The organism is Litchfieldia stipae (genome assembly GCF_014837155.1).
Classification (GTDB): Bacteria; Bacillota; Bacilli; order Bacillales; family Bacillaceae_L; genus Litchfieldia.
Genome location: NZ_JACYHA010000067.1, coordinates 1 through 578 on the forward strand (window position 1 = coordinate 1; position 578 = coordinate 578).

The 578-nt window shown below is 44.5% G+C and carries 1 rRNA gene; it reads right to left on the bottom strand.

Features of this window, described 5'->3' with window-relative positions:
* Positions 1-375 precede the first annotated feature (375 nt).
* Positions 376-578: ribosomal RNA gene (locus F7888_RS22325) — 16S ribosomal RNA — on the bottom strand; the annotation flags it as partial.

Genomic DNA, 578 nt, shown 5'->3' on the forward strand with positions numbered 1-578 from the left:
CCTTAATAACTTAACCTAAGTTAAAAGTTAGTAAGATCTTTACAGTTTCTTACATTGGTTTGTTTCTTAAAAATGAATGTTTTGTTATGTTATCTAGTTTTCAAGGTACGAATATTATATAGAAGGAAAGTTCCTTCAAAACTGACCACAATACGAGAATAAGCTACGGAAGCATAATCCTCGCAGGATAATAAACCGTAAGGTTTGTTATCCGAAACAAGCGTCTTTTTATGAAACTCATAAGAGTTTCAATGTCTAGCTCCGGCTCCTAGCCACTCGATCGCTTCAACTCTTCCTACAGGAGCAAGCTCCTTTGTCAGAGTCTCCACCGATTTTCCTGGCTGAACAGTCGCCTTTGCCTTTCATATTCCTTAGAAAGGAGGTGATCCAGCCGCACCTTCCGATACGGCTACCTTGTTACGACTTCACCCCAATCATCTGTCCCACCTTAGGCGGCTGGCTCCTTACGGTTACCCCACCGACTTCGGGTGTTACAAACTCTCGTGGTGTGACGGGCGGTGTGTACAAGGCCCGGGAACGTATTCACCGCGGCATGCTGATCCGCGATTACTAGCGAT